This is a genomic window from Suttonella sp. (assembly GCF_056855035.1).
Window position 1 is genome coordinate 19,417 of record NZ_JBXGGR010000016.1, and the last position, 21,165, is coordinate 40,581.

At 52.5% G+C, this 21,165-nt stretch carries 21 protein-coding genes and 1 pseudogene; 2 read left to right on the forward strand and 20 right to left on the reverse strand.

Annotated elements, in window-relative coordinates; genetic code table 11:
* Positions 1 to 9 precede the first annotated feature (9 nt).
* From ACJHVI_RS01585 to dapB, 7 genes are read right to left on the reverse strand one after another with little or no spacing between them, the layout of a single operon-like run.
* Positions 10 to 687 (reverse strand): TIGR04211 family SH3 domain-containing protein, encoded by a 678-nt coding sequence (locus tag ACJHVI_RS01585; RefSeq protein WP_483182828.1) that lies wholly within the window; start codon positions 685 to 687, stop codon positions 10 to 12.
* Positions 684 to 1,370: a hypothetical protein gene (locus ACJHVI_RS01590; protein ID WP_483182829.1), complete on the reverse strand. Its 687-nt coding sequence runs from the start codon at positions 1,368 to 1,370 to the stop codon at positions 684 to 686. The genes ACJHVI_RS01585 and ACJHVI_RS01590 overlap by 4 nt, the downstream gene beginning before the upstream one ends.
* A complete protein-coding gene (gene pssA / locus ACJHVI_RS01595) occupies positions 1,367 to 2,116 on the reverse strand; it encodes a CDP-diacylglycerol--serine O-phosphatidyltransferase (RefSeq protein WP_483182830.1) in 750 nt (249 codons plus the stop codon). The genes ACJHVI_RS01590 and pssA overlap by 4 nt, the downstream gene beginning before the upstream one ends.
* Entirely contained in the window at positions 2,113 to 2,826 is a 714-nt protein-coding gene (gene pyrF / locus ACJHVI_RS01600; RefSeq protein ID WP_483182831.1) for an orotidine-5'-phosphate decarboxylase, read from the reverse strand. Before pyrF ends, pssA begins: the two co-directional genes overlap by 4 nt.
* Positions 2,823 to 3,971, reverse strand: coding sequence for a lipopolysaccharide assembly protein LapB (locus tag ACJHVI_RS01605; protein ID WP_483182832.1), 1,149 nt, complete (start codon positions 3,969 to 3,971; stop codon positions 2,823 to 2,825). Before ACJHVI_RS01605 ends, pyrF begins: the two co-directional genes overlap by 4 nt.
* A gap of 5 nt (positions 3,972 to 3,976) precedes the next feature.
* Positions 3,977 to 4,279: a lipopolysaccharide assembly protein LapA domain-containing protein gene (locus ACJHVI_RS01610; protein WP_483182833.1), complete on the reverse strand. Its 303-nt coding sequence runs from the start codon at positions 4,277 to 4,279 to the stop codon at positions 3,977 to 3,979.
* A 53-nt stretch (positions 4,280 to 4,332) separates the two neighbouring features.
* Complete coding sequence (dapB, locus tag ACJHVI_RS01615) at positions 4,333 to 5,130, reverse strand: 4-hydroxy-tetrahydrodipicolinate reductase (RefSeq protein ID WP_483182834.1); 798 nt, start codon at positions 5,128 to 5,130, stop codon at positions 4,333 to 4,335.
* A 69-nt stretch (positions 5,131 to 5,199) separates the two neighbouring features.
* On the opposite strand from dapB, the gene ACJHVI_RS01620 reads away from it, so the two are divergent.
* Entirely contained in the window at positions 5,200 to 5,724 is a 525-nt protein-coding gene (locus ACJHVI_RS01620) for a Smr/MutS family protein (RefSeq protein WP_483182835.1), read from the forward strand.
* On the opposite strand, the gene ACJHVI_RS01625 is transcribed toward ACJHVI_RS01620, so the two are convergent.
* The 11 genes and pseudogenes from ACJHVI_RS01625 to bamA all read right to left on the reverse strand — a co-directional run bounded on the left by ACJHVI_RS01625 (position 5,690) and on the right by bamA (position 19,146).
* On the reverse strand, positions 5,690 to 6,436 hold the full coding sequence (locus tag ACJHVI_RS01625; RefSeq protein WP_483182836.1) for a pseudouridine synthase: 747 nt from the start codon (positions 6,434 to 6,436) through the stop codon (positions 5,690 to 5,692). The genes ACJHVI_RS01620 and ACJHVI_RS01625 overlap by 35 nt on opposite strands.
* The gene (locus ACJHVI_RS01630; protein ID WP_483182837.1) at positions 6,429 to 7,682 is read right to left on the reverse strand and encodes an O-antigen ligase family protein; all 1,254 of its coding nucleotides are present in this window, start codon (positions 7,680 to 7,682) and stop codon (positions 6,429 to 6,431) included. Before ACJHVI_RS01630 ends, ACJHVI_RS01625 begins: the two co-directional genes overlap by 8 nt.
* Positions 7,672 to 8,664: pseudogene (gene msrAB, locus ACJHVI_RS01635) on the reverse strand (bifunctional peptide-methionine (S)-S-oxide reductase MsrA/peptide-methionine (R)-S-oxide reductase MsrB); the annotation flags it as partial. The pseudogene msrAB and the gene ACJHVI_RS01630, both read right to left, overlap by 11 nt.
* A 17-nt stretch (positions 8,665 to 8,681) precedes the next feature.
* Entirely contained in the window at positions 8,682 to 12,227 is a 3,546-nt protein-coding gene (gene dnaE / locus ACJHVI_RS01640) for a DNA polymerase III subunit alpha (RefSeq protein ID WP_483182838.1), read from the reverse strand.
* Positions 12,224 to 12,793 (reverse strand): ribonuclease HII, encoded by a 570-nt coding sequence (gene rnhB, locus ACJHVI_RS01645; protein WP_483182839.1) that lies wholly within the window; start codon positions 12,791 to 12,793, stop codon positions 12,224 to 12,226. The genes dnaE and rnhB overlap by 4 nt, the downstream gene beginning before the upstream one ends.
* A complete protein-coding gene (gene lpxB, locus ACJHVI_RS01650; protein ID WP_483182840.1) occupies positions 12,790 to 13,944 on the reverse strand; it encodes a lipid-A-disaccharide synthase in 1,155 nt (384 codons plus the stop codon). Before lpxB ends, rnhB begins: the two co-directional genes overlap by 4 nt.
* The gene (lpxA, locus tag ACJHVI_RS01655; RefSeq protein WP_483182841.1) at positions 13,945 to 14,718 is read right to left on the reverse strand and encodes an acyl-ACP--UDP-N-acetylglucosamine O-acyltransferase; all 774 of its coding nucleotides are present in this window, start codon (positions 14,716 to 14,718) and stop codon (positions 13,945 to 13,947) included.
* Positions 14,719 to 14,735: 17 nt separating this feature from the next.
* Positions 14,736 to 15,200 carry a 3-hydroxyacyl-ACP dehydratase FabZ gene (gene fabZ / locus ACJHVI_RS01660; RefSeq protein WP_483182848.1) on the reverse strand — a complete coding sequence of 155 codons (465 nt, stop codon included), beginning with the start codon at positions 15,198 to 15,200 and terminating at the stop codon, positions 14,736 to 14,738.
* A gap of 17 nt (positions 15,201 to 15,217) precedes the next feature.
* The gene (gene lpxD, locus ACJHVI_RS01665) at positions 15,218 to 16,201 is read right to left on the reverse strand and encodes a UDP-3-O-(3-hydroxymyristoyl)glucosamine N-acyltransferase (RefSeq protein WP_483182842.1); all 984 of its coding nucleotides are present in this window, start codon (positions 16,199 to 16,201) and stop codon (positions 15,218 to 15,220) included.
* Positions 16,202 to 16,210: 9 nt separating this feature from the next.
* The gene (locus ACJHVI_RS01670) at positions 16,211 to 16,846 is read right to left on the reverse strand and encodes an OmpH/Skp family outer membrane protein (protein ID WP_483182843.1); all 636 of its coding nucleotides are present in this window, start codon (positions 16,844 to 16,846) and stop codon (positions 16,211 to 16,213) included.
* On the reverse strand, positions 16,846 to 19,146 hold the full coding sequence (bamA, locus tag ACJHVI_RS01675; protein WP_483182844.1) for an outer membrane protein assembly factor BamA: 2,301 nt from the start codon (positions 19,144 to 19,146) through the stop codon (positions 16,846 to 16,848). Before bamA ends, ACJHVI_RS01670 begins: the two co-directional genes overlap by 1 nt.
* A gap of 139 nt (positions 19,147 to 19,285) precedes the next feature.
* Between bamA and aat the strand changes: the two genes are divergently transcribed.
* Positions 19,286 to 19,954: a leucyl/phenylalanyl-tRNA--protein transferase gene (aat, locus tag ACJHVI_RS01680; protein ID WP_483182845.1), complete on the forward strand. Its 669-nt coding sequence runs from the start codon at positions 19,286 to 19,288 to the stop codon at positions 19,952 to 19,954.
* Between the two features lie 141 nt (positions 19,955 to 20,095).
* On the opposite strand, the gene ACJHVI_RS01685 is transcribed toward aat, so the two are convergent.
* Together ACJHVI_RS01685 and ACJHVI_RS01690 are read right to left on the reverse strand one after the other, a co-directional pair.
* Complete coding sequence (locus ACJHVI_RS01685; protein WP_483182846.1) at positions 20,096 to 20,590, reverse strand: hypothetical protein; 495 nt, start codon at positions 20,588 to 20,590, stop codon at positions 20,096 to 20,098.
* Positions 20,590 to 20,922 (reverse strand): hypothetical protein, encoded by a 333-nt coding sequence (locus ACJHVI_RS01690; protein WP_483182847.1) that lies wholly within the window; start codon positions 20,920 to 20,922, stop codon positions 20,590 to 20,592. Before ACJHVI_RS01690 ends, ACJHVI_RS01685 begins: the two co-directional genes overlap by 1 nt.
* Between the last annotated feature and the right edge of the window lie 243 nt (positions 20,923 to 21,165).

A 21,165-nucleotide genomic window follows, 5' to 3' on the forward strand; every position in this document is an offset into this window, starting at 1 on the left:
GGCATCATACTATAAATCATGCAATTGGCGGCGTCTTTTTGTGCGCCCCAATAAAGAAAAAATTACGGATAAAAATGCTCCCGACAAGACCAATCCGCCGCCTAAAAGCATTTGCTGACGCAATGCCGTATCTTGCAAACGGCTGTTTTGATGCTGCAATTGCAGATTTTCCTGTTCTAGGCTGACGACGCGTGTCTGCAATTCGCGGTTGCGACGGTCTATTTCCACCGCATTTGCCGATACTCTTTGCAAAGCAAGCAAATCCGCCCTTGCCGTTTCCGCCTGTTGGCGGCTTTGCGCCAAAGCCTGCTGCAATTCTTGCACACTGAGCAATTCGGCATCATGGACTTGCTTTAATTGCGCATGCTGCGCTTGGGCGAGGTTAAGCTGACGGCTTTGCTCGGCAAATTGGCTATGCACACTGGGACTGTGCATGATATTTTTCGCCCAGACCCAACCCTGCAATTCACCTGCCTGCACCAATACATAGCGTCTGTCTTCGCTGTTACGCAATATCTGCACCGGCACGCCCGCCTTCAGCGAACCTAAATATTTGCCGCTGCTTTGCGGCGCATCGCTGACAGAGGTTTGCAACTCATCGCTAATCCATGCAGACTCTCCCTGTTGGGCGAAAGCAGCACCGCTCAATAATCCTAATAACAGCCATCGGCTGATAATCGCCTTCATGAAAGTATTCCTCGTAACTGTAATAAATCCAACCATAGCCGACGCTTAGACGACGCACTACGCAATGCCAAAGCGGGATGCGTGATTCTGCGCTCCGTAGCCTTCAATAAGGTTTGCACTTGCTGCGCCAAATGCTCATCGCCTAACAACACATAATTCGAGCAGGCGATCTCGGGCAGCGTCTCGCCTTGCGGCGCGGCATCGCTCTGCCAGTCTTGCAGGGTGGCAAAAATTGCCGCCGCCTGCGGATAATCGCAACGCGCCAAGGCATTGTGCAGCAATACCGCCTCTTGCGCATGCGCAAATAAGCGCCAAGCACGGTCAAACCATAAAGGCGGCAGCACGAAAGCCAATTCTTCTTTCAACACAAGACTACACTGCGCCAAAGCAAAAATACCGATATCGCCCAGTTTTTGCTGCTGTGTCGGTCTTGTTTCCCGAACCGCAGGCGGCGGTGCGGCTATTGACGCTGCCGATGTTTCAGGGGCAAGTATCTGCGGCAATATTTCTTTGCCTTGGACCAAAGCATTTTGCGGATTTTCCTGCGTCGGCCCACTGGCAATTTGCGTCGAGAGATGTTGGCGGTGAAGCGCTCGCACATCGCTGCGCCGCAAGTAACGCTTCAAGCCTAATAATTGCCAAACTTTTTGCTGTGCTGCCGTGGGATTTAGAAATGAGTTCACATTGAGCGCTTACGTTGCCAACGCCAGATTGACCACAAAGGTCCGTGCAGGGCATAGATAAAGAAAATCAACGGCAATGCCAAAGCCGGTTCCAAAAAGATGCCCGCCAAAATAATCGCTGGCAAAGCGGCATAGCGAAACGGCAGTTTTCCTCCGATTTTCAGACTTTTGCCGCTGAAATATTTGAAATTACTCACCATTGCCAAGCCGGTCAGTATCAATAATACCGCGCTAAAAAGCAGCAAATTCTTCGGCTGAAAGCCGTAGCGCTGGGCAAACCAGACAAAACTGGCAATCACGCCGGCGGCAGAAGGACTGGGTAAACCGATGAAAAAGGCTTTATCCACTACATTGACTTGCGCATTAAAACGCGCCAAGCGCAATGCGGCGCAGGCGGTGTAAATAAATGCCGCCATCCAGCCTAAGCGCGAAGGCACCAGCGGCGCGGTCGCGCTCAAATGCAATGTCCAATGATAAAGCAGCATCGCCGGCGCAACGCCGAAAGAGACCAAATCCGCCAAGGAATCGTATTGCACGCCGAATTCGCTGGCAGTGTTGGTCAAACGCGCTACCCGTCCGTCGCAGCCGTCTAAAATCATCGCAAGGAAAATCAGTACGCTGGCAAAGACATAGCGTCCGTCCGTAGCCGCCAAAATGGCATAAAATCCGCAGAAAAGCGCCGCCGTAGTGAATAAATTCGGCAGAATATAAATGCCGCGCCGCCGTCCTGTATGTTGATTGTTCATGATTTTTCCTTATTAAAGTGGGCAATGTCGACGGCAATGCTTTCTAATGCCGCCAAGGGATCGGCTGCCACGGTAATCGGGCGTCCGATCACAAGGTAATCGCTGCCGCTTGCCAAGGCACGCTCGGGCGTCATGATGCGGCTTTGATCGTCCGAAGCACTGCCAAGCGGACGAATGCCGGGGGTAACGGTCAGGAAATCGCGGGCGGTAGCAGCTTTTACCGCTGCCGCTTCATGCGCCGAACAGACCACACCCTGCAAGCCGCAGTCATAGCTTAAGGCAGTCAGCGCCGCGACTTGTTCAGCTAATCCGCGCGTGACGCCGATATCCGCCAATTCCGCTTCCGCCATACTGGTCAATACCGTTACCGCAATCAATAGCGGCGCTTGGCGGCGCTGCGCAAGCGCTTCTGCGGCGGCCGTCAGCATTTTGCGTCCACCGCCGGCATGCACATTGACCATCCAGACACCCAAATCGGCAGCGGCGCGTACCGCATCCGCCACCGTATTGGGAATATCGTGATATTTTAAATCTAAAAAAATCTCAAAACCGCCGGCTTGCAAACGTTCGACCACCGCCACGCCGGCGCGGGTAAATAGGGCTTTGCCGATTTTAATCCGACACAGACGGGGATTGAGTTGCTCCGCCAAGGCGTAAGCAGTCTGCACATCGTCAAAATCAAAGGCCAATAAAATCTTAGGATCACTCATCTTTGCTCTACTTTTACTTCAATCAAAGGCTGGAAACTGCTCCAAGCATGGCAGGCGGGGCAATGCCAAATCAGGCGCTGTTGGCGGAAACCGCATTCATTGCATTGATAAACGCGCTGCGGGCTGATGCCTTTGCCGATAAGCGTATTCAGCCCCTGCAAACTCGGCTCGGGATGACTCTGCAAATAAGCCGCCAATAGCAGCGGGTTTTGCTGTTCCTGCAAGCGGCTTTGCAATAATTGGTGCGCCGCTTCCGCTTTACCCAGACGGCTGAGGGTTTCGGCGGTAGCAAGGCTTAATCGCGCCTGCCGCATCTGCGCCTCTTTTTCCAATAACCATTGCAGATATTCTTCGCTGCGCCCGATTTCGGCATAGGCTTCGGCGAGTAATGGCAGGATTTCCGGTAAAAAATTCGCCGCTTGTTCGCCAATAGAATGGTAATGATGAATGGCGGAAACCGGTTCGCCGCGCTGCATGGCTAATTGCGCCTGCATATGGTAGGCGCGTCCGCAGCGGTTATCTGCCACGAGCGCAGCGTCTAATAAGGTGTGCATGCGCGAGGTATCGCCTTCGCTTTGGGCGATTTCCGCCAGCTCGCAATAATAATGGGCGATTTGCCGCGCCCGGCTGCCATAGCCTGCCGCCTGCCATAATTCGCTAATTTCTATGGCTTTTTGCCATTGTGCGGTGCGTTCGTAAATCCGCCATAGGGCGGCATAGATGTCGCGGGTGCGGAAATTCTCGCCCTGTCTTTTTTCCAATAAGGCTTGCGCTTGGCGAAACATGCCGGCATGGGCATAGTCTTCCGCCAATTCAAAATCGACCGCACAGGCTTGGGTATTATCTAAAGAAGGCAGATCGGCTAATTGGCGGTGCAGATGCAAAGCGCGGTCCAATTCGCCGCGCTTGCGGAACAAGGCGCCCAAAGTCAGCTGATTGTCAAAGGTCTGACGATCGATATCCGCCATTTCCAGAAAGACGTCGACGGCGCGGTCGGTTTGGTCGTTGAGCAGGAAGCTCAAGCCTTCAAAATAGGCGGAACGCGATTTCGATTGCCGCATATCGCGCGCCTCTTTACGCATGGCGATCCACCAGCCCGACCATGCCGCCAAGGGCAGCAGGAAAATCAGCAGCCACTCGCTCATGCTAATCAGGCTTGATGGCTTTGCTCGAATTCCGCGCGCACTTGTGCTTTATCCTGCGCTTTGTATTCCTGCGCCAGCATTTTCTCCAGAGCAACGGCGCGGTTTTTCCAGTATAAGAATTTCAATCCGAAGACGATTTGCGTTAACAAGGCGCCGCAGACAAAGCAGATGAGCATGACAAAGACCAGCGGCAATTGCGTGCTGCCTAAGATGTAGTCGAACTGCACTTGCGCTTTATTAAACAAGCCGAAGACAAAAAACAGTACTGCCAAGACTAAGACGGAAAGATATAACCCTAATTTTTTCATACTCAACTCCTAAATCATTCCAAAAAAACGCCGCTATGATAGCAAATTCTGCCCTAGACTTGGCGAAAACCCAAGACGTCCGCCATGCTGTATAAGCCTGCCGGCTTGCCTTGCAGCCATTTGGCGGCAATTAGAGCGCCGCGCGCGAAAATGCTGCGGTCGTGGGCGCGATGGGTAAATTCCAAGCGTTCGTGGTCGTTAATAAAATAGACGGTGTGTTCGCCGCTGATTTCTCCGCCGCGCATGACCGAAAAGCCGATATCGCCTGTTTTACGCGCATTTTCATAGGGGTAAACCATATGTTCCGCCAAATTCACCTCGCGTCCCAGCGCGATTTGCTCGCCCAGTTTCAATGCCGTACCCGAAGGGGCATCGACTTTGCGGCGGTGATGGCTTTCAAAGATTTCTACATCCCAATCTTCGGCGGGCAATACGCTCGCCACACGCTTTGTCACTTCCATCAGCACATTCACGCCCAAGCTGGTATTGGCGGCAAAGACGATCGGGATGTGTCGGGCGGCGCGTTCGATCCAAGCGGCGGTTTCGGCATTAAAACCTGTGGTGCCGATCATCATGGGGCGGTCATAGCGCTGGCAAATCGGCAGGAGGCTGAGGGTGGCATCAGGACGGGTAAAGTCAATAATCACATCGGATTGCTGACACAAGATTTCCAGATTAGAGGTGGTTTTCAAAGGGCTGTCGATGTCGCAGATGCTGTTTAAGGCGCGGTTTGCCCAGCTGTGCGAGTCGCGCACCGAAACGGCGCTGAGCTCGCAGTCGCTGTCCAGCAAAGCCGCGCGCGCGATTTCCTGCCCCATTTTCCCATTAACTCCGTGAATAGCTATTTTCATCTTCACTCCTTTATTCCAAAGCGCATGGCATTTATCATGCCGCCATGATACACGAGATTGCTTATAAATATGTCTGAAGCAGAGAGAAAATCCGGCGAAAGTTTCGCCGATTTAATCGGCAAGGTGGATGCGATTAAAACAGCGGCGCTGTCGCCGGCGTTCGGTCAGCGTCCTAAAATACGCCAAGAGCGCCGCATTGCTCATCAAAATAGCCGCTTAATCCAGCCGCAAGGCGCTGAATTTTTAGCGGAGAATTTTGCCCAATTGCCGCCTGCCGAGTGGCGTGCCATGCAGGATTTGCGTCTGCGCATCGTGCGGGAATGGGATTTCCACGGCTATTTTGTTGAGGACGCCAGACAATTATTGACCGATGCCCTCGATGAACGGCGCAATCGTCAGCCCGAATATTGGCTGATTGTGCATGGCAAAGGGCGTAATAGCTCGCCTTATGACAAGGCGCCTTTGAAAAACGCCATTTTCGAGCTGCTGCGTACGCATCAGGCGGTGGCGGCAGCAGTTTCGGTACACGACAGCGATGGCAAAAGCGGTGCGGTGGCGGTTAAAGTGAAAGCAAGACCGCGCCGTCAGTCTTAAACAGCTGATAAATGCGCTGCCACTGCGGTGTGATGACCGAATCGACGATTTCTAAGGCTTCGCCTGTTTGCGGATGCCGCAGCCGCAGCGCATAGCTGTGCAGCAATAAGCCGTGAATGCCGAGATGTTCGGCGAAGGCTTTGTTTTGGCGCAAATCGCCGTAGGCGGTGTCGCCGATAATCGGGTGGAAAATATGTTTTGCATGGCGGCGCAATTGATGTTTGCGCCCGCTTTGCGGCACTAAGCAAGCAAGACTGTAGCGCGAAGTGGGATAGCGCGTACTGCCGGCAAAGGGCAATTCCACCTGTGCCAGCGGCGTGAATCGGCTGCATGCGGCTTTGGCTTCTGTTAAGGCTTTACGATGCTTGTCGGCAATCGCATCGTAAATCGGCTTTAAAGGATAATCGATTGTCTGTGCTTGCAGATAACCGCGCAGCACCGCATGATAGCGTTTCTCTACCTCTCCGCTGTCAAATTGCGCCTTAAGCGCTGCGGCGGTGGCAGATTGCAGGGCAAACAGCACGATGCCCGAGGTCGGACGGTCAAGGCGGTGCACCGGATACAGATATTGTCCGATTTGATCGCGCAATTGCTGCAACAGAAAATCTTGCGCACTGCGATCCAAATCGTTGCGGTGCACAAACAAGCCTGCCGGCTTATGCACCGCAATGAGAGAATCGTCTCGATATAAAATGCTTAAAGTTTCAGACATGTGTACCGATTGGTATCGGTCGTTTGCCCAAACCCGTAATCAAATAAGCATTAAAGAGCAGGAAAAAGACGCTGGTGATATTGTGTGCCAAAATGGCATTGCTCATCGAGCAGGTATAAAACGCCGCACAGACCGCTACCCCCGACCATGCCATCGTTCTCTGCTCCGCCGTCAAAGGAAAACGCAAAGCGCGCAGATAGAGATAGGCGGGATAGGCATACATCAGCAAAGTGGCGGCACCGCCCAAAAGCCCATAGCGCACGAAGATATCGAGAAAATCATTATGCACATGGTCAAAACCTTTCACGGCTGCTGCACATAATCCTTGATCGGCTGCCTCTATCATCATCCGCTTTAATTCACCCCCTAAACCCAGCCAAGGCTGCTCGGCAAAGAGATGCCAGCTGCATTGCCACATCGCCAAACGCGCGCCTTGCGAGGAATGGGCATTGCCGGATTGAAATTGCTGTATGTCATACCAAATTTGCATGACACGTCCTGAAATATGCAGCTGCGGAATGCTGCATAAGAGCGCAATAAATGCGGATACACCCAGCAGCATAACAATAGCGGTTTTAAGCCGTTTTCCGCCTTCCTGCGCCGCAATATACAGCGCCATTGTCGGTAAGAGCACCAGCCAGCCGCCGCGTCCGCCGGTCAAGAATGCTCCCGCCAAGGCCAATAAAGCCGCTGCATGCAATAGCCACCAACTCAACCCGAAACGCCGATAAGCAAAACTCGCAAATAAGGCCGCCGTTCCCATAATCATCACCATATCTGAATATTGGATTTGATTCTGGTAGCCATAGCCACTGCCGATGCCCTTGCTTTGAATCACGCGCGCGATGAAGACCACCGCAAAAGCCGCCGCAATGCCCAAGGCCAGACTAATTGCATAGCAGTGCATCGAGGGGCGCCAACGCCAAATGGCAATCACAAGCGGCACAGCCAACAGATAACGCCCCAAGCGCTCATAAGCGCCGATCGGCTCATCGCCTGCATATAAAAACAGCAGCATCAAGCCGACATAGACTAAGAGCAGCAGCGACCATTGCCGTGTCGCCTGCGACAAAGGCGGCATCTGCCGCCATGTAAACAAACTGAAAATGCCGGCCAAAGCGATAGCGCCTGCGCCATAGCCGTAACTGCTGCGAACGACAAAGGCCAAGACAAAGGCAAGCAGCCAAAAGCTGCCTACCCAAAAATGCCCCAACTGAAAACCTTGCCGAACGGAATTAGCCGCCATGACGACGCACCGCTGCTTTGAACGCGCCATAACCCGCGGCATCCATCTCATCATAAGGAATGAATTTCAAACTCGCGCCATTGATGCAATAGCGCAAACCGCCCATTACCTGCGGACCGTCTTCAAACACATGTCCCAAATGCGAATCCGCCGCACGACTGCGTACTTCAGTACGCACGCGCGACAGCGACAAATCCTCATGCTCGGTAATCACCGCCTCTGTAATCGGACGGGTAAAACTCGGCCAGCCGCAGCCGGCATCATATTTATCCGCCGAGCTGAACAAGGGTTCGCCGCTGACGATATCCACATAAATGCCCTCTTGCGTCAATTGATTGTACTCATGCGAGAAAGGGCGTTCGGTGGCTTCTTTCTGCGTGACCTGCCATTGCAAATCGCTCAATTGCGCCTTTAAACTTTCCGCTTCCGGCTTATGATAAGCCGTACTATCAACCGCAATTTGCGCTTCCTGCGCACGCACTTGCTCGGCATAAGACAAAGGAGTGGCGGCAATGCCTAAATTAACATGACAGTAGCCGTTCGGATTTTTATCCAAATAATCCTGATGATACTCTTCCGCGCGATAGAAATTGCCCAAAGGCAGATTTTCCACCACCAGCGGCTCGGCATAATCGCTTTGCACACGCGCCAAAGCCCGCGCAATCACCGCCTGATCCGCCGCATCTTCATAATAGACGCCGACGCGGTACATCGTGCCGACATCCGCGCCCTGCTTATTCAGGCTGGTCGGCTCTATAATGCGGAAAAGGTATTGCAGCAACTCGCCGAGACTGATGCGGCTGTCCTCATAATCAATCTTGACCGTTTCCGCCGCCTCCGTCGCCCCCGAGCGCACCTGCTCATAAGAGGGATTGACTGTATTGCCGTTGGCATAGCCGCTCTGCGTCTGCACCACGCCCTCAATTCTGGCGAAATAGGCATCTACGCCCCAAAAGCAACCGCCAGCAAAATAAATCGTTTTTTGCATCCTGTTCTCCCTTAATATTGATAAATCAAATTTTTAGCACCGAATTGCTGCTCCAGCCGCTTCAGCGTCTGCGCTTCAATCCAATAGCGGCCACCCAAAGCCACCCGCCCTTCATAATTCTCGTCCTGCAAGAGCAAATGCACTTTCGCCCCCTGACAGACGCCCTGCTCCATTTCGACTGCCGCCTGCATGCGCTGTGCTTTCAGCCATGTCAGTTCCGCAACATTCATTTTCGCCAAAGGACTGCGAATCGTGAGATTGCGCAGGCATCTGAACTGCTCATGCTCAAAATCCGAGACCGCCTGCACGCTCAGCCCCCATTCATTTTTCCATGAAAAATACTCCAGCGCCACTTCCAGCATCAGCACCTTATCCAAGGCCAATAAGCCGATAAACTGCTCATAATTCTTGCCGGAGAGCATAAACTCATAGCGCGCACTGCGATCATCAAGGGTAAAGAACGCCAGCATGCCACCTTTTTTGCTGGGAATCGAGCGCAATTCCGTGACCATGCCGCCCAATCTCAGCAGTTGTGCCGAACCGCGCCGCTGTTTGAAATCGGCAGGCGGCGCGAGTTCCTGCAAATGGGCGACGATTTCCGCCAACGACTGATCGCACATCGCCTGCAAACGCGGACGCACACTATTAATCGGATGATCGGTCAAATACATGCCCAGCGACTGTTTTTCCGCCTCGAGCTTTTCCTTATCCGTCCATGTGGCGTTCGCATCAAGACTCAGCAATTCATCGCCGATTCCCTCATCACCGCCGCCCAAAACGCCGAAGAAATCCTGCTGCGCCGACTGCTCGGTCTTATGATGCTGGTTTGCCAGCTTCATCGCCTGCGGCAAAGCCGCAGTCAAAGCGCCGCGATTCGGCTCGATGACATCAAAAGCTCCCGCGCTAATCAGGGTTTCCAAGGTATTTTTATTAATCATTTTCAAATCAATACGCCGGCATAAATCCAAAAGCGATTGATAAGGACCATTGGCTTCGCGCTCGGCAATCAAATCGCCGACCGCATTCTCACCCACGCCTTTGACGGCGCCCAGTCCGAATAAAATCCGCCCCGCTTCGTCCACACTGAAGCGGTACTGCGAACGGTTGATACAGGGCGGCATCACTTCCAGCCCCATATCCAGCGCTTCCGAGACCATCGGCACGACCTTGTCGATTTTATCCATATCCGAGGATAGAACTGCTGCCATCAGCTCCGCAGGATAATGCGCTTTCAGCCATGCGGTTTGATAAGACAATAAGGCATAGGCGGCGGAATGCGATTTATTAAAGCCGTATTCCGCAAATTTCGCCATCAAATCAAAAATATCGTTCGCTACATTGCTGTGTACGCCGCCGGCAATCGCCCGTTCGACGAAAATCGCCTTCTGCTCCGCCATCACATCGGCTTTCTTTTTGCCCATGGCGCGGCGCAGCAAATCCGCCTCGCCCAAACTGTAATTCGCCAGAATTTGCGCCACTTGCATGACTTGTTCTTGATAGACCATCACGCCGTAGGTGTTTTCCAAAATCCCTTCCAGCGCGGGATGCGGATACTCTACTTCCGCCAAACCGTGTTTGCGGTTGATAAAATCATCTACCATGCCCGATTGCAAAGGACCGGGGCGGAATAAGGCGACCAAGGCGATAATATCTTCAAAATTATCCGGTTGCAGTTTGCGAATCAGATTTTTCATGCCCGAAGATTCCAACTGGAACACCGCGCTGGTACGCGTGGATTTGAGCAGTTTGAAAGTCGCGGGATCATCTAAGGGCAAGGCTTCGATTTTCAGCGCGGCTTTGCCTTCCCGCGCATGGCGCTGATTGACGAAATCCAAAGCCCAATCAATCACCGTAAGCGTGCGCAGCCCCAAAAAGTCGAATTTGACCAAGCCGACCGCTTCGATATCGTCTTTATCGAATTGCGTTACCAAAGGCGCGCCCGCGCTTTCCGTATAGAGCGCCGAAAAATCGGTCAATTTGGTCGGTGCAATCACCACGCCACCGGCATGTTTGCCGACATTGCGCGCCAAACCTTCCAATTGCAAAGCCGTATCGATTAATTCGCGGGTTTCTTCGTTCTGCTCGTAATCCTGCGCTAAATCCGGCGAGAAAAATTCGGGCTGTTTCTTGGATTTTTCCGTGCGTCCTAAGGCATCGGACAGGGTAACGCCCAGCGTTTTGGGAATTTTCTTCGATACACCATCGCAGAAACTGTAGGATTTGCCCTGCACGCGCCCCACATCGCGCACCACCGCTTTCGCCGCCATCGTACCGTGCGTGGCGATTTGCGACACCTTTTCATGTCCGTATTTATCCGCCACATAGCGAATCACGCGGTCACGTTTTTCCATGCAGAAATCGACGTCGAAATCCGGCATCGAGACCCGCTCGGGATTTAAAAAACGCTCAAAGAGCAAATCATAAGCCAAGGGATCCAAATCCGTGATTTTCAGCGCATAGGCGACTAAAGAACCCGCCCCCGAGCCACGTCCCGGCCCGACCGGCACGTCATTATCTTTCGCCCATTGGATAAAATCCGCCACAATCAAAAAATAGCCCGGAAAGCCCATTTGATTGATAACGTTCAATTCGATATGCAGACGTTCGCGGTAAGTAGCGGCATGGGCGGCACGATTTTCCGCATCCGGAAACAACTGCTCCAGACGTTCTTCCAAACCGCGCTCGGATTCGCGCACTAAATACTCTTCAATCGCCATGCCCTCAGGCAGAGGAAAATCCGGCAGGAAATTCTTGCCCAATGTCAGCTGCACATTGCAGCGCTGCGCAATGATGTCGCTATTGAGCAATAATTGCGGCGCATCGGCAAACAGCGCCGCCATCTCCGCCTGAGTGCGCAAATAATGCTGCTCGGTAAAGGCATGCGGTCTAGTGCTGTCGGCAATAATGCGACCGGTGGCAATGCAGACCCGTGCTTCATGCACGTCAAATTGCTCGGGCGCGGCGAAACAGGCCAAATTGGTCGCCACCGCCGCCATCTGCAATGCCTGTCCGATTTCGGCACAGGCGGCGCAGTATTCGCGCTCGCCGCTTTCGCCGCTGCGACTGATTTGCAGATAAAAGCGGTCGGCAAAAATACTCTGCCAATGCTCTGCCCTTGCCTGCATCAGTTTTTTATCATTGGCAGACAATGCCGCCGCCATATCGCCTGCCATGCCGCCGTTTAAAGCCAGCAAATCGCTGCACTGGGCGGGGGTAAAACGTTCGATATTGACCGCCACTTCGCCGTTATGCTGGTCTTGCGCATAGGCAAAGCTAATCAATTCGTTCAGCTGGCGGAAGCCGCGCTCGTTTTGCGCGTACAGCAATATTTGATGAATCTCGCCTTGGGCATTGCGCACGCTTAAATCGCAGCCCAAAATCGGCTTGATGCCGGCACCGCGTGCTGCTTTGTAGAATTTGACCAAGCCGTAGGCATTATTGCGGTCGGTCAAGGCAAGGGCGACCTGCCCGTCGGCTTTGGCGTAGGCGACTAAATCCTCAATGCGCAAAATACTGTCGCTTAAAGAATATTCACTGTGATTATGTAGGGCAATCATGGGACTTCTCTCGATAATGCTTTAATCGGCGCATAGCTGCGGCGATGCTCGGCAATAATGCCGTATTCGCGCAAAGCACGGCTGTGTTGCGCCGTGCCATAGCCTTTGTGCGCGGCAAAACCGTATTGCGGATATTGCTTATCTAATTCAATCAATTGCCGGTCGCGGATGACTTTTGCCATGATGCTGGCGGCGGCAATTGCCGGTTCTAAGGCATCTCCGTCAACTATCGCCTGCGCCGGATAGGGCAAATCGGGCGGCAGAAATTTACCGTCAATCAAAATCCGCTGTGGCGGCAGCGACAGAGCATCAATCGCCAAACGCATGGCAAGCAAGGTCGCTTGATGAATATTGATTTGGTCAATCATTGCCGCAGAGACCTGCGCATAACGCCAAGCCAAGGCTTGCTCGGCAATGGCGTGAAATAATTGCTCGCGCCGTTTAGGGCTTAATTTTTTGCTGTCGTTCAAATAAGGCAAATCATAATCGGGCGGCAAAATGACCGCCGCCGCCACGACATTGCCCGCCCATGCGCCACGCCCCGCTTCGTCCACACCGGCAATCATGCCTTGCGCTCAAGTAAATTCGCCACTGCATCGGCGGCACGTTCGGAGACCTGCGTGGCTAAGGCGGCGCGGATTTCCGCAAAAGCAAGCAATTGCGCGCCGCGCCGTGCATGGTCGTGCAAGAGCGCGCCGGCATCGTCTGCCAAATGCTCAGGCGTACAGTCTTCTTGAATCCATTCATTGACCACATCGCGTTGTAACAGCAAATTAGGCAGACTGAAGCGGTCGATTTTTAATAGGCGTCTGGCGATTTTCGCCGTCAGCGGATGCACGCGGTATGCCACCGCCATCGGGCGATCCAGCAAGGCGGCTTCCAAAGTAATCGTGCCGCTGGCGACCATCAGCACATCGCAGGCCGACATCAAGACATCGCTTTCGGCATCGCTGAGCATAATCTCTTGGCGCGGCGGACAGGTTTGGCGGATGATTTCGGCGATTCTGCCGCGATGCGCGGCATCGGCAACGGAAATCACGGCACGCAAAGCCGGCTCCCGCACCTGCATCAGCATCATGGCACGCAGAAACACCGGCAACAACCGCTCGATTTCGCCGCGTCGCGAACCGGGGAAGAGCCCCAGCAAAGGCGCCTGCTTGGGCAAAGACAATTGCTGGCGTGCCAAGCGGATATCCATCGGGCTGAGGCGGTCTGCCATCGGATGCCCTACGCATACCGCCTCCACGCCGTGTTTGGCATAGACATCGGTTTCAAAAGGAAACAGACACAGCATCAAATCCACCGCCTGAAGGATTTTATAAATCCGCTTTTCCTTCCATGCCCATAAAGAAGGGCTGACATAATGCACGGTGGCAATGCCCCGTTTGCGCAATGCGGTTTCGATACGCAAATTAAAATCCGGCGCATCGATGCCGATATACAAATCGGGCGGATTGTCCTGCCAATACTGCAAAATACTTTTTTTAAGACGGAAAATTGCCGGTAAATGCCGCAGAACTTCCGCCAAGCCCATCACCGCCAGCGTATCCATCGGCGCGAGAGAGAGCAAACCCTGCGCCTGCATATGTCGCCCGCCCACGCCGCTAAAACGCGCTTGAGGATAGCGTTTTTTTAAAGCCGCCATTAAAGGTGCGCCCAAGCGGTCGCCGGATACTTCGCCGGCAACAATGGCGATATGCGGTGCGCGCTTATCCATTTAGCGAATCAAACCGCGTTTGCCGGTGGCTTGGATAAAATCGGCAATCCGCCGTGCCGCCTGCGAATCGGCGGCAAGGGCATTGATTTTTTCCCGCGCCTCGCTTAAGAGCAGATTTTCTTGATAGAGATGATGGAAGGCTTTTTTAATTGCCTCCGTTTCCTGCGCAGGGAAACCGTGGCGGCGCAATCCTTCGTTATTGATGCCGCTTGCCTTAGCCGGCATGCCTGCCACCGTGGAAAACGGCGGCACGTTTTGCTTCACGCCGCTGGAAAACGCCACCATGCTGTAAGCGCCGATATGCACGAATTGATAGACCAAAGCATAGCCGCCCAAAATCACATAATCCTCGATATGCACATGCCCTGCTAAAGAGGCATTATTGGCAAATACGGTATGGTTGCCGACCACGCAATCATGCGCCAAATGGCAGTACGCCATCATCCAGTTGTCATCGCCGACTTTGGTCGCGCCGCCATCTTGCACCGTGCCGCGGTTAAAAGTTACGAATTCTCGAATCGTATTGCCGTCGCCGATTTCCAGCCATGTGTCTTCACCGCCGTATTTTTTATCCTGCGGCTCAGCACCTAGGGAAGCGAACTGCCAAATGCGGTTGTTTTTACCGATGCGCGTCGGGCCTTCAATAACCACATGCGGCGCAATCGTCGTGCCGGCATCAATCTGCACTTTCGCGCCGATGACGCTGTAAGCACCCACGCTGACGCTGCTGTCTAATTCCACGCTGGGATCGATAATCGCCGTCGGATGAATCATGGCTTTTCTCTCCAATATTAGGCTTTACCCTTGCCTGCGGAAGTACACATGATTTCCGCACTGCATACCACCTGCCCCGCTACGCTCGCCTGCGCTTCAAAAGACCAAATGCCGCGGCGCGATTTCAGCAGTTTAATCTCGAGCAATAATTGGTCGCCCGGCACTACCGGTTTGCGAAAACGCGCCTTATCAATGCCGACAAAGAAATAAATACCGTCTTGTTCGGGCTCGTCGGGCAGCCCCATTTCCGCTTTAGCGCTTTTCACGCCCAAGATACCTGCCGCCTGCGCCATCGCTTCAATCACCAAGACGCCCGGCATGACCGCCTTGCCGGGGAAATGCCCTTGGAAAAAGGGCTCGTTAGCGCTCACGTTTTTAATCGCGCAAATATGGCTTTGCGGCACCACTTCGGTGATGCGGTCAATCAATAAAAAAGGATAGCGATGCGGCAAATAGCGGCGGATTTCTTCAATGTCCATCAGGGTATGTGCGTGTTCTGTCATTTTTCTTTCCCAAAAATTCTGAGTTTTGCTAAAAAGCGTTTCCATTGTTTAATCGGCATCACGGTCATTGCCGAGCAATACATGCCGGCTTCGGTGATGGATTTGCTCACGGAAGAATGTCCGGTAAATTGCGCGCTGTCGCAAATCGTGATGTGTCCTGTAAAAACACTCGCTCCGCCGACCACGCAATATTTGCCGAATTTCACCGAGCCGGCAATCACGCAGCAGCCGGCAATCGCGCTATGGTCGCCGATTTCTACGTTATGCGCGACCTGAATCAAATTATCCAGTTTGACGCCGTTGCCGATAACCGTATCGCCGACCGCGCCGCGGTCAATCATGGTCGCCGCGCCGATTTCCACATCATTGCCGATTAAGACGCCGCCCAATTGCGGGATTTCCAGCCAGCGTCCGTCTTCAAAATGATTACCGAAACCGCGCTCACCAATAACCGCATTGGCAAGAATGCGACAACGCTCGCCGATACGCGTGCCGCTTAAGATTTTCACACCGGCGCCGATATGCGTATCCGCACCGATTTCCACGCCCCTACCGACATAAGCCAGTGCTTCGATGCGCACGCCTTTTGCCAATATCGCCCCGCTTTCAATCACGGCACCGGCACCGATACTCACATTCGGGCCCATTTGCACATTCGCCGCCACTACCGCCTGCGGATGAATGCCTTGCGGACGTGCAGCATCCATTTCCGCCTGAAAACGCTCGGTTAAAATGCGCCAAGCACGGCGCACATCGGCAACCACAATTTGCGAAGCGGCAAGATCGGCTTCAGGCTCGGCAAGCAATATCAAGCCCAATTGCGTCGTGCTTAATTGGCTGCGGTATTTTTCCTCGGCGAGAAAGCCCACCGCATTTTTCTGCCCCGCTAACAAAGTGCCGACTTGATTGACGGCGACATCCGCGCCGATCAATTCGCCGCCTAGCCATGCGGCAATTTCTTGTGCTCGAATTTCCTGCATATTGTTTCCTTAATCTTCATCGCCGTGTTGGTGCGTACGCTTTAACAGCCGCTCAATTACTTGCTGGGTCAAATCCGCCCTTTCGCTGACATATAACACGCCGTTGTCGTTTAAAATCACATCAAAACCTTCCGCTTTTGCCAAGCCGACGATTTCTTCCAAAACCATGCTTTGCAATTTCGCCAATTCCTCATTGCGCCGTACATTGTAATCGTCTTGAAACGCCGCCTGCTGGCGCGCCAATTCGCGCCGCTTGACAATCAATTGCTGGGTCAGGGCTTCCGTATCCAGATTGCCGGCGCTTTGCTGATTCAATTGCTGCTCCAGCTTCGCCAGTTCGGACTGCAAATTGTCCAAACTTTGCAACTGGCTGCGGAATTCTCTTTGCAGAATCTCGCGGATGCTGCCCAATTGCGGAATCGTCGCCATAATGCGGCGGAAATTCACAAAGCCGATCCGCATCTGCGCATCGCTTATCTCGGACACAGGCGCCGCATCGGCACTGGGCAATTGCGCGGTGATTTGCGCGGCACTTGCCGCCAATTCCGCCGGACTAAGATCGAAAAAATCCGCCGCCGCTTCTTGTCCAATGCTTGGCAAAGCGCTGCCCATCGCGGCGCAAAGAAGAACAGAGCGCAGGCGCATTAGAAAGTGGTGCCGATCGTAAACTGGAAGGCTTCGGTATCATCACCGCTCTTTTTATTCAGCGGCACGGCATAGCTCAAATTCAAAGGCCCGATCGGCGATATCCATTGTAAGAACAAACCGGTCGAATAGCGCATATCGGCGGTATCGAAATCGCTGACTTTATTCCAAACGCCGCCGGCATCGGCAAATGCCCCCACGCGCAGATTACGCTCGCGGCCGCTGAAAGAGACCGGCAACATCAATTCCGCGCCGCCTGTCAGGCGGAAATCGCCGCCGGCATAATCATTATTTGCATAACGCGGGCCGACAGAGCCGTATTGATAGCCGCGCACGCTGTTAATACCGCCGGCATAGTAATGACGATAGAAAGGCAGACCGCCTTTAAGATCACCGTAGCTGTTGCCGTAGCTGACGTTGCCGTGCAGAGAAAAGACTAATGAATCTTCGCTTTGTCCCGAGAAGAAACTGCGATGTTTAAAATCGCTGCGGTAATAAGTGGCATCGCTGCCCGGCACGACCACTTCCAAAGAGACGGAGTTCTGCGAACCGGTAGTCGGCATATAGGCATCGTCGGTGGTGTCGCGCTGCCAAGAGCCGGTCAGCACAAATTCATTGAAGGTTTTGCCGTTGTCTTTCAAGAAATCATTGATTTCGGAAGCGACATTTTTACCCGTATGGACCTTGATTTGACGGAAACCGCCGCCGGCAAAAATGCTTTGGTATTCGGAAATCGGATAGCCGAAATTGAGCATCAAAGCCAAATTGTCCGAAGTCCAATCGGATAAATCTTCCTCGTCATAATCATATTCGTCGTAATTAAAGCTAAAGCGCGCGCTGATGCCGTCGTCGGTGAAATAGGGATTGGTAACGCTCAAACCGTAAGACTGCACATAAGAGCCTTTGCCGAAATTGATATTAAAGCGGTTGCCCGTGCCGAGGAAATTGTCGTCGGCGTATTCCAAGCTGAACAAAGCGCCGCTGGACTGACCGTAGCCGATGCCGCCTTGGATATAGCTGGTGCTGCGCTCCGCCACGGTATAAACCACATCCACCTGATCGGGATGCCCCGGCACCGGACGCAAGGTTTTTTCAATTTTTTCAATCTGCGGCAGGCGGCGGATACGCTGCTCGGAACGCTCGAGATCCGAGGCGGAATACGGCGCCATTTCCTGCTGACGCAATTCGCGGCGCAGCACGCTGTCGTAAGATTTGGCATTGCCGGTGAACTCGATTCGCCGTACCGTCACGCGCGGTCCCGACTGGATGACGAAATTCAAAGCGACTTCACGCTTCAAGCGATCGACATCGGGCACAATCCGCACATCCGCCTTGCCGAAACCCTCGTCAGCTAAGCGATTGCGAATCGCCTCCGTACTAGCTTCAATCGCGCTGCGGTTGAAAAACTGCTCTTTCTGCACCTGAATCAAGGACAGCAATTCGCTCTCCGACACAATCAAATCGCCGCTGACGCGGTAATCTTTGATGGTGTAGGTCTCGCCCTCATCGACATTGACCGTTAAAAACATCCGCGTTTTGTCTTCAGACAAAGCCGTCTGCACGGAAGTGATGGCAAAATCCATAAAGCCGCGGTCTTTGTAAAAATTCTCCAAACGCTCGTAATCCGCCTGCATGCGCTCATTATTGATTTGATCGTTTTTCGACATGAAAGACAGCCAGCCGGTAGCGGAGGTGTCGAATAATTTTGCCAACTGCTCGTCGGAATAAATGCGGTTGCCGACAAAATCGATCGATTTGTATTGCGCCGTGCGCCCCTCGTCAATCGTAAATACTACCTCGACCCGACCGCGCGGCAAGGTATTGACCTGCGCATCAATGTTTACTTGGAATTTCGACTGCGCATGATATTGTCCGTACAGCTGATTTTGCATCTCTTGCAGCATCGCCGGATTAAAAGGCTGCCCCTCGGCAAAGCCCGCTTTGGCAAAAGCCTGCTTGACATTGCTGCTGCTCAAACTGCTGTTGCCCTTCAATTCGATGCTGGAAATGACGGGAAACTCTTCCACCTGCACCACCAAGGTATTGCCGTCGCGCGCCAAATTGATGCGGGAAAACAGATTGATGGCATATAAATCCGTGACCGCCTGCGCGCTGTTATCCGTATCGAACTGCTGCCCTATCTGCACCGGCAAATAGCTGAATACCGTGCCTGGCGCCACGCGCTGCAAACCTTCGACACGAATGTCTTGCACCACAAAAGACTCTGCAAAAGCACTGCTTTGCGCAGCTGCCGCCACCGCTAAAGCTAAAAATTGAGGACGAAACAAATTCATAAGCATGATATTCCGAGAAAACGAAAACGCGCATCATACCAAAGGCAAAAGCATTCTGCTATCGCTTGCCGCATCTGCCCGCCCGCCGACTGACAAAAAGCGCGAAATTGCGCTATTCTGCCGCCAAATTCCTAACAAGACAGCCATGAAGACACATCACACTTTCTCATTTCCGCCGGTCGAACGCGCCGACAGACGCGGCCTGCTCGCCATCGGCGGCAATTTATCGCCCGCCCAAGTCTGGCTGGCGCATCAAAGCGGCGTGTTTCCTTGGTATGGGGCGGACAGCCCGATACTGTGGTGGGCACCCAATCCGCGCGGCGTCATTTTTTGCCAAGACCTTCACATCAGCCGCTCATTAGACAAAGCCATGCGCCGCATGCCCTATCAAATCGGCTTTGACCGCGCTTTCGCGCACACCATGGATTACTGCGCCAAAGTGCACGGCGAAAGCTGGATTGACGAGCAGATGCGCAGCTGCTACATCGCCCTGCACGAGCAGGGACTGGCGCACAGCTGCGAACTTTGGCATGAAGACACATTGCTCGGCGGATTGTACGGCGTCTGCCTTGACCGCGTATTCTGCGGCGAATCGATGTTCAGCCTTGTGCCCAATGCCAGCAAAATCGTTCTTGCCCGACTCTGCGCTTTTCTTGCCGCGCAGGGCATTGAAGTCTTGGATACGCAATTCCTGACTCCGCATCTGCAATCGATGGGCGGCGTGGAAATCCCCCGCCAAGAATATATGCGCTATTTAGGCGGCAATCCCGAGCGTCTGCGCGGCGATTGGGCTAATTTATACATTGATATATAGAGCAAATTCATACTAGAAAAACATAAGAACTGCAAAACACGCAGATAAATTTTTATACCACTAAAATAAAAGAAAAGACTTTTCAGGGAAATTTCCCATGAAAAGCGCCGATGCAAATAAGCGGATAAACCGAAATATTGTTTACTGCTCCTGCGATTGTTGATTTACAAAATCGGCGAAGTCAGAACCAAAAATCGGCACCTGCGCATTCAGGCTTTGCTGTAATTGCTCCCGTTCTTTTTTCTTTAAACCTTTCAGCACCGTCAGCTGCTCATCTAAAGGGATAGCCGTGTCGCTATTTTTAGCTGCAATAGCCAGCAAATGCTTGTTTCCATTAATATCCGTAAGCAGCCATGGCTTATTCTTAGTAAAATTAAAAGACATCTCAATGCTTTTGCTGTTTAAAGTCGTGGTGTATTTATTGGCATTTTTATTGGTTTCCAATGCCGCCAAACGCCAAGGCTTATTCTCTGCCCGATTAAGCGTGCGAAGCATTTTGCTGATGCGCGGCAAACGTACAAACAAAGTACGCAATCCGAATAAGAAAATCCCGACAAAAATCGCGCGATTAGTAATTCTTTTGACGACAAGATCAATTGTAACTAAATTTGGATCGCTGTCGGAAGCAATCGGCATCACCGTATAATCAGAAGAACTGAAATCAAAAAAGAAAAAGATTCCTTATAGTTTTGTCCTTGATAGCGGATATAGACGATACAAGAAGTCAGAGCGAATTTTTGCGTTTTACACTCACTTTGTGCGCCAATATCGGCATCAATTACATGGTATCCCTTACTAATCTGATAATCCTTTAGAATCCCCTTGCTTTCTGCTGCCGCCCACCAAGCGAGAAGCGCAGAAATGAGAAACATAACTAACACGCCGAATACAATATTGCTCGGCGACTGTGCACCCAGTTTCGTAACCTTAAGCGAATTGTTAGCGGGAAACTGCCCAAATATATGCATAAAAACTCTCCGTTATTCATATAGTTTAGAACAATTGCCGCATAGGCGCGGAAAAAGAGTGCTTATTATTGCAGATTTGGTGCGACAATGAAAATATAACTGAGGCTCTAGACTAGCAGAGTGATTGGTATAATTTATTGCAGAAGCGACCATAAATGTTTTTCTAAATCATCAATACTCTGCTTCCAACGCCATTCGCATTCTTTCAAATGCCATTCGAAATTTTTGCTTACACCGTTAAAT